Raw genomic sequence first — 7578 nt, forward strand, 5'->3', positions numbered from 1 at the left:
GGAGTTGTTTGAGCGCTATCTGTTTTATGCTGTGGTGTTCGACGTAGAAAACAAGTGGGCGAAGAAGTTTTCTGGTGTGCTGGCGGCGTCCGCCGCGGCGGGTGCAGCGACTGCTGCCTGGTATTCGGGCGACGGCCTCTCGCAGACCGACTGGGGCGGCTTCGCCAGCCGGGTCGGCAGCGGTCTTTCGAACACGGTTGCTTCGGCCTCGACGCCGCCCGGGTCGAGCGGGGGCGGTGGATCGTCGGGATCGTCCGGAGGCGGATCTTCGGGCGGCGGCGGGGGCGGTGGCGGCGGGTCGGGCTGGTGAGGCGTCGTGCCTTGAAGCGGCCGGTTACGCCAGGAGCTTGACCTTGCGGTTCTTCATCATCCGCAACAGGGCATTGCGCAGATCCTCGTATTCGCGCCCGCTGAAGCCTTTCATCGCCGCACGATATTCGCTCACCGCATAGGGGCGCATCTTCTCGTAGACGGTGCGTCCCTTCGGTGTGATGAACAGATGCACGTTACGGGAATCCGTCTTACCGTTCTCGCGCGTGACATAGCCGCGCTTGGCGAGATTTGCGGCGAGCCGGCTGACGCTCGGCTGCGGGATCACGGTCGCTTCGGCCAGTTCGGTGAGGTTGACGCCGTCATGGGCGGCCAGCACCGCGAGCACCCGCCAATCCTGGAACGTGAATCCGTGTTTGCGCAAGCTGTCGGCAAGGTTCTGGTTCATCCGCGCCACCAGCCGGTTCATCAGATACGGCAGCATGTCGTCGAGATGCAGATTGCCGTTCTTTACCGCGCGCGTGGTCATGAGCCGAGCATCCGCGGCAGGAAAGTGGCGATCGGCGGGAACAGAATGATGAGGAACAGCACCAGAACGCCGAACAGCACATAGGGCAGGGCGGCGCCGTAGATCTGGGTCATGGTGACGTTCGGCGGCGCGACGCCCTTCATGGTGTAAAGCAGAAGCCCGAACGGCGGGGTCAAAAGGCCGAGCTGCATGCAGATCAGGAAGATGATGCCGAACCAGATCGGATCGAAACCGAGACTGTTCACCAGCGGCATGAAGAAGGGCAGGGTGATCAGCATCATCGACACCTGATCGACGAAGCAGCCGAGCAGAAGCAGGATCAGGATCATCCCGGCCAGCACGGTCATTGGCGCGAGGCCCTGTCCGGTGATGAGGCCGATGATGCCGTTGACGACGCCGGAGAAGCTCAGCACCTGGGAGAAGGTGGTGGCGCCGACAATGATGAACAGGATGATGCCGGAAATCGCGACGGTCCCGAGCAGGGACTGCATCAGGTTTTTCAGCGTCAGTCCGCGATAGCAGATCGCGGCGACGATGGTGCCGGTGGCGCCGAGCGCTGCCGCCTCGGTCGGGGTCGCCCAGCCCGCCGCCATGGCGCCGACGACCAGCCCGAAGATCGAGAGTAGTGGCAGTACATAGAGAAGGAACGGCCGCCAGCGATCCCAGAAGCCAGGCGCGGCCTCCAAGTCCTCCGACGGGGCAAGCTCCGGATTGATGGCGGCGCGCAGCACGATATAGCTGACGAACAGTGCGCTCAGTATCAGGCCCGGCACGATGCCGGCGATGAGCAGGCCCGAGATCGAAATGCCGGCCAGGCTGCCGAGCAGTACGGTGAGCGCGGAGGGCGGAATCAGCATATCGACGCCGCCGATGCCCATGATCGGACCCATCGCCATTTTCAGGTGATAGCCGCGCGCCAGCATGGTCGGCAGCATCAGCGAGCCGAGGAGGGCGGTGGTGGCGATCGTCGAGCCGGAAATCGCCGAGAACACCGTGCCCGCAACGATGGCGATGACGGCGAGGCGGCCCGGCACGCGCCGGATGAGCACCGCAAAGGCGTCGATCGCTTTCATCGCGACGCCGGAGTGAAACAGCACTTCGCCCATGAGGACGAAGAACGGGATCGGTGTCAGCGCGAAGGCGGTGACGGACTGCACCGCGTTCCGGTTGAACTGGACGAGCCCCATCTCGCCGCCGAGGAAAATCGTGGCGCCGATCAGATTGACCGCAAGGAAGGCGAAGGCCACCGGCAGGCCGAACGCCATCAGCAGCATCAGGCCGCCGAACAGGATGAAACTCGCCTCGATCCAGGGCATGCGGCTTACGCGACCGACGTCGCCTCCTCGCGCTTTCGCCTGTCCAGCAGCAGCCGGTGGAAGCGGAACACGAACTCGATTGCGAGCAGAACGAAGCACACCGGCAAGGGCGCCAGAAGCCACCATTCCGGGAAGACCAGGTTCTTGATGGTGATCGAGCCGATCCGGAAGGCGTCGAGGGTCATCATGGTGGCGTAGCGGATCATCACCAGGCAGACGATGAAGCCGATGATGTCGCCAATTCCCTCAAGAAGAATGGCGGCTCGCTTCGGCACCGCGGACAGGATCAGATCCAGCCGCACATGCTGTCCGCGGCGGAGAAGCCAGGGTGCGGTCAGCACCGTGATCAGGTAGAGCGCGTACTCGGAGACCTCGTTGGCCCAGACGAAGCCCTTGCTCACTGAATTGCGCAGAACGATGTCGCCGGTGACGACGATCACCATGGCGAACAGGATCAGCGCGGCGATTGCCGCAAGTGCGTCGAGCAGCTTCCCATAGAAGGCGGAGAGGCGGGTCATGCGAAAACTCGACGGCGTCCCATTCTCCGCTCATTCCCGCGAAAGCGGGAATCCAGTTCCTTCTGCGCCTCGGTCCCCGCTTTCGCGGGAACGAGCGGATCATGGTGCCGTTCGCGGCTGCTAATTTCCCGCAAGCTCGCGCAGCTTTTTGCCGGTTTCCGGGGACTTGGCGATCACCGACTGCCAGCCGACATCGTTGGCCTTCTTGCGGAATTCCTCCGACACGGCCGGGCCGAAATCGATCGCCTGGATGCCTGCCTTGGTCTGACGCTCGACCTCAGCCTTGTTGATCGCGACGTTCTCCTCGTCGGCGGCCTCAAGCCAGGCGGCGGCGTCGGTAAGCACCTTGCGTTGCGCGTCGGTCAGGCTCTTCCACTTGTCGAGATTGACCAGCACGTTGACCTCGGCGCCGTAAAACGACGGTTCGAGCCGGAACTTGGTCGCCTTGTCCCAGCCCAGATCGAAAATGCCCGAGACCGGCCAGCCATAACCGTCCACCACCCCGCGTTCGAGTGCAGTATAGACTTCGCCGGGAGGCGTGGTGATCGGGGTGCCGCCGAGCGCCTGAACGATGTCCCGATAGACTGGGGTCACGCGGATCTTGAGCCCGGTGAAGTCCATCTTGTCGATCTTCTTGTTCAGGTAGATGTGGAACGGCACGTTGTGGAATTGCCGCGCGAGATAGTAGGCGTTCATCTTTTGGTTGTGCAGCTGGTTCAGGTACTCCCAGGTGCCGTTCTTGCGCTGCTCCGACATCGGCTTGGTGATCAGCTTCATCGCGTCGGCTTCGGGCATCAGGTTGGTGTAGAAGGCGCCGGTCACATTGGCGATGTCGACCACGCCGGAGCGCACCGCATTGCCGACCTCGAAGGGCGGCATGGCGCGCGGGCCGCCGATGAAATTGATCTGGATGATGCCCTTGCCGTCCTTGTTGACCTTCTCGATGAAGCGCTCGAAGGGGCGCGAAAACTGAGTGCCCTCGGCGAAGGAGGTGACCGCACGCAGCGTCACTTCCTGCGCGGAGGCCTGCGGCATGGCGGTGGCGAGTGCCAATCCGGTGACCGCAAAGACTGTCCTGATGCCCATAATTTAACTCCCGCTGGGTCGCATTCCACATTATATTCTTTTGAATATAATTGCCGGGTGCGTATCCGGAGTCAATTCGGAGCGCGCGCGGCACTGCAACAACCAACCGCGGCACTTGCGCACGGGACTTGTGCACGGCACTTCGCGCGGGAATTGCGTGCAGGATTTTGCGCAAGGGAAAAAGGCATCGGGTTATGGCCGAGCGATCGTTCAAGAAGGAAGTCGAGCAGCTCAAGCTCGGGGCAGGGCAGGAATTTCGTGGCGAGGCGATCCTGTGTGTCACCAAGGCGCTGCTGCAATCCGGTGTCTCCTATGTGTCCGGTTATCAAGGCGCGCCGATTTCACACCTGATCGATGTGCTCAACGACGCCGAACCGATGCTCAGGGAATTGGGTGTCAGGTTTGAGTCCTCCGCCAACGAGGCCGCGGCGGCCGCCGCGCTCGCGACCTCGGTCAGCTATCCGCTGCGGGGCGCATGCACCTTCAAGGCGCCGGTCGGCACCAATGTTGCCTCCGATGCGCTCGCCAATCTGTCCTCCGGCGGGGTGAAGGGCGGTGCCCTCATCATTGTCGGCGAGGATTACGGCGAGGGCTCCTCGATCATGCAGGAGCGCAGCCACGCCTTCGCAATGAAGTCGCAGATGTGGCTGCTCGATCCGCGGCCGAACGTGCAGACTATCGTCGACATGGTGGAGAAGGGCTTCCAGCTCTCCGAGATCAGTAACACCGCCGTGATGCTGCAGCTGCGCATCCGCGCCTGCCATGTCTATGGTTCGTTCATCGCCAAGGACAATGTGCGGCCGGACTATACCCGCATGGACGCACTCAACAATCCGGTGCGCGATGTGAGCCGCTACGCGCTGCCGCCCTTCACCTACGAGCACGAGAAGGAGAAGATCGAGCGGCGCTGGCCGGCCGCGGTGCAGTTCATCGTCGACAACAAGATCAACGAATTCTTCGATGGCGAAGTCTCCGACGTCGGCATCGTCATGCAGGGCGGCATGTACAACAACACGCTGCGCGCCATGGAGATTCTCGGCCTGGCCGACATTTACGGCAACAGCCGGATCCCCATTTATGTCCTGAACGCGACCTATCCGCTGGTCGATGCCGAGTTCGAACGGTTCTGCGCCGGCAAGAAGGCGATCCTCCTGATCGAGGAAGGCCAGCCGAACTTCATCGAGCAGGCGGTCAACACAATTTTGCGTAAGGCCGATCTGCAGACCAAGGTCGAGGGCAAGAGCGTGCTGCCGATGGCCGGCGAATATACCGGCGGCGTTCTGAAAGCCGGCCTGCAGAAATTCGCCACGCTCTATTGCCCCGATCTGCTGGCGCCGGAGGAGCCGAAGCAGACCAACAAAAGCCTCCCGGCGGCGCTGGAAACGCTCGGCCAGAACGTGCAGGGGCGGCCGCCGTCGTTCTGCACCGGCTGCCCGGAGCGGCCGATCTTTTCTGCGATGAAGCTGGTGCAGAAGGAAGTCGGGCCGCTGCATGTCAGCGCCGACATCGGCTGCCATACCTTCGCGGCGCTGCAACCCTTCAATCTCGGCCAGGCCACGATGGGCTATGGCTTGGGCGGCGCTGGTGCGTCGCCGTTGTCCGGACAGGGCGGGAAGCGCCCGGTTGCGGTCGTCGGCGATGGCGGCTTCTGGCACAATGGGCTGGTGTCGAGCGTCGGCCATCAGGTCTTCAACAAGACCGACGGCGTGATGCTGATCGTCGACAACGGCTATGCGGCCGCGACCGGCGGACAGGACATCCTGTCGTCGGCCGGTAACGTGGAAACGCGCTCGACCCAGCACCCGATCGAGAAGGCGGTGCGCGGCGTTGGCGTCGAATGGGTGCGCCATATCACCCGCACCTATGACGTCGCCAAGATGCGCGACACCCTGCGCGAGGCCCTGACCACCGATACCAAGGGTCCGAAGGTCATCATCGCCTCGTCCGAATGCATGCTGAACAAGCAGCGCCGCGTGAAGCCGCTCATGCGCGAAGCCGTCAAGCGTGGCGACCGGGTGGTGCGGGACCGCTTCGGCGTCGACGCCGACACCTGCACCGGCGACCATTCCTGCATCCGGCTGTCCGGCTGCCCGTCGCTGACCATTGCGCCCAATCCCGATCCGCTGCGGCGCGATCCGATCACCAGGATCATCGACACCTGCGTCGGTTGCGGCAATTGCGGCGAGGTCGCGCATGCGGCAGTGCTGTGTCCATCCTTCTACCAGGCCTCCATCATCGACAATCCGACATCGTGGGACCGCTTCCGCCAGCGCATCCGCGATGCGGTGATCGGTTTCTTTCAGCGCAGGCTGGAAAAGAAAATGGTGACGGCATGAACACCCCGCTGGTCGACACCCGCGGCGCCGCGCGCGTGCGGCCGATCACCATCGCCGTCCTTGCCATGGGCGGGGAGGGCGGCGGCGTGCTCGCCGACTGGATCATCGATCTTGCCGAGCATGGCGGCTACATCGCACAGATGACCTCGGTGCCGGGCGTCGCCCAGCGCACCGGCGCCACCATTTATTATGTCGAACTGTTCCCAAAGGCCGCCGCGCGCGACAAGAAGCCGGTGCTGGCGCTGATGCCGGTGCCGGGCGATGTCGATATCGTGCTGGCCTCCGAATTGATGGAAGCGGGCCGCGCCATCACCCGCGGCTTCGTCACGCCGGACCGCACCACGCTGATCGCCTCCACGCATCGCGTCTATACGATGCAGGAGCGGACTGCGCTTGCCGACGGCCGCGTCGATGCCGGCGCCATCCTGAAATCGATCGAGGAGGCCTCACGCCGCCTGCATGCCTTCGACATGGCGAGCATCGCCGATGCGACCGGCAGTCTCATCAGTGCGGTGCTGTTCGGGGCGCTCGCGGGCTCAGGCGCTTTGCCGTTCCAGCGCATGGCGTTCGAAGCCACGATCCGGCGCGGCGGCGTCGGCGTCGAGCCGAGCGTGCGGGCCTTCAATGCCGGCTTCGAGGCCGCGGCGTCGGGCAATGCCCCGATGCCGCCGGCGCAATTGCCGTTCGATCCGCAAGCGCGCGACGGCGCGGTACAGAAGCTGGTCGCGCCGATCGACGACGCGCTGTCCATCGTGTCGCGCCCGATTGTCAGCGCGGGCGTGGTGCGGCTCGCCGATTACCAGAACGAGGACTATGCCAGGCTCTACCTGAAACGGCTGGAGCCGGTGATCGCCATCGAGAAGGCGCGGCCCGGCAAGCCTGACGAGCTTCTCACCGAGGTTGCGCGCAATCTGGCGCTGGCCATGGCGTATGAGGATACGGTCCGCGTCGCCGAACTGAAAATCCGGGCGTCGCGGTTCGAGCGGGTTCGCAAGGAAGTCGCCGTCAAGGACGGCCAGCTGCTCGAAATCGTCGAATATATGCATCCGCGCACCCAGGAGATCGCGGAGACGCTGCCGGCCTCGCTCGGGCGCTTTATCCTGAATACGGGTTGGGTGCGCGGCATTGTCGACGCCTTCACCAGGAAGGGCCGCAAGGTGAAGACCTCGTCGGTGCGTGGCTTTCTGCTGCTTTACCTGGTCGCGAGCATGAAGCCGCTGCGGCCGCGCTCGCTGCGCTGGACGGACGAGGAGAAGCGGCAGAGCGAATGGCTCGCCAAGGTGGTCGAGATCGCGCACGAGGATTATCCGCTCGCGGTCGAGGCCGCGCATCTGATCGGGCTGGTCAAGGGTTATGGCGACACCCACGAACGCGGCCGCCAGAAATACGAGACGCTGATGGCGCTGATCCCGACGCTCCGCGCGCGCGGGAATGCGGCGAACGAGCTTGGGGGAGTGGGTGAGAGGGGGGGGGGGGGGGGAGGGGGGGGGGGGGGGGGGGAGAGGGGGGGGGGGGGGGGGGGG

The 7578-nt window shown here is 64.1% G+C and carries 7 protein-coding genes; 3 read left to right on the plus strand and 4 right to left on the minus strand.

Annotated elements, in window-relative coordinates; genetic code table 11:
- The coding region (locus ACK41X_RS03845; protein ID WP_409719444.1) for a hypothetical protein at nt 1-310 on the plus strand (310 nt) is incomplete at its 5' end.
- Between the two features lie 24 nt (nt 311-334).
- On the opposite strand, the gene ACK41X_RS03850 is transcribed toward ACK41X_RS03845, so the two are convergent.
- The 4 genes from ACK41X_RS03850 to dctP form a co-directional block, all read right to left on the minus strand.
- On the minus strand, nt 335-799 hold the full coding sequence (locus ACK41X_RS03850) for a MarR family winged helix-turn-helix transcriptional regulator (RefSeq protein WP_409719446.1): 465 nt from the start codon (nt 797-799) through the stop codon (nt 335-337).
- Nucleotides 796-2115, minus strand: a complete 1320-nt coding sequence (locus ACK41X_RS03855; RefSeq protein WP_409719448.1) for a TRAP transporter large permease subunit — start codon at nt 2113-2115, stop codon at nt 796-798. The genes ACK41X_RS03850 and ACK41X_RS03855 overlap by 4 nt, the downstream gene beginning before the upstream one ends.
- 5 nt (nt 2116-2120) lie before the next feature.
- A complete protein-coding gene (locus ACK41X_RS03860) occupies nt 2121-2633 on the minus strand; it encodes a TRAP transporter small permease (RefSeq protein ID WP_409719450.1) in 513 nt (170 codons plus the stop codon).
- A 120-nt stretch (nt 2634-2753) separates the two neighbouring features.
- A complete protein-coding gene (gene dctP, locus ACK41X_RS03865; protein WP_409719452.1) occupies nt 2754-3719 on the minus strand; it encodes a TRAP transporter substrate-binding protein DctP in 966 nt (321 codons plus the stop codon).
- 194 nt (nt 3720-3913) lie between these two features.
- On the opposite strand from dctP, the gene ACK41X_RS03870 reads away from it, so the two are divergent.
- Complete coding sequence (locus ACK41X_RS03870; RefSeq protein ID WP_409719454.1) at nt 3914-6055, plus strand: thiamine pyrophosphate-dependent enzyme; 2142 nt, start codon at nt 3914-3916, stop codon at nt 6053-6055.
- A partial coding sequence (locus tag ACK41X_RS03875; protein WP_409719456.1) for an indolepyruvate oxidoreductase subunit beta family protein occupies nt 6052-7578 on the plus strand: 1527 nt, incomplete at its 3' end. The genes ACK41X_RS03870 and ACK41X_RS03875, both read left to right, overlap by 4 nt.

The sequence above is a fragment of the Pseudorhodoplanes sp. genome (genome assembly GCF_046289595.1).
Lineage (GTDB): Bacteria > Pseudomonadota > Alphaproteobacteria > Rhizobiales > Xanthobacteraceae > Pseudorhodoplanes.

What these genes read in the sequence shown, in the direction of transcription:
- ACK41X_RS03855 (WP_409719448.1), bottom strand. Translation starts at nt 2,115, where the DNA reads ATGCCCTGGATCGAGGCGAGTTTCATCCTGTTCGGCGGCCTGATGCTG.
- dctP (WP_409719452.1), bottom strand. Translation starts at nt 3,719, where the DNA reads ATGGGCATCAGGACAGTCTTTGCGGTCACCGGATTGGCACTCGCCACC.
- ACK41X_RS03870 (WP_409719454.1), top strand. Translation starts at nt 3,914, where the DNA reads ATGGCCGAGCGATCGTTCAAGAAGGAAGTCGAGCAGCTCAAGCTCGGG.
- ACK41X_RS03860 (WP_409719450.1), bottom strand. Translation starts at nt 2,633, where the DNA reads ATGACCCGCCTCTCCGCCTTCTATGGGAAGCTGCTCGACGCACTTGCG.
- ACK41X_RS03850 (WP_409719446.1), bottom strand. Translation starts at nt 799, where the DNA reads ATGACCACGCGCGCGGTAAAGAACGGCAATCTGCATCTCGACGACATG.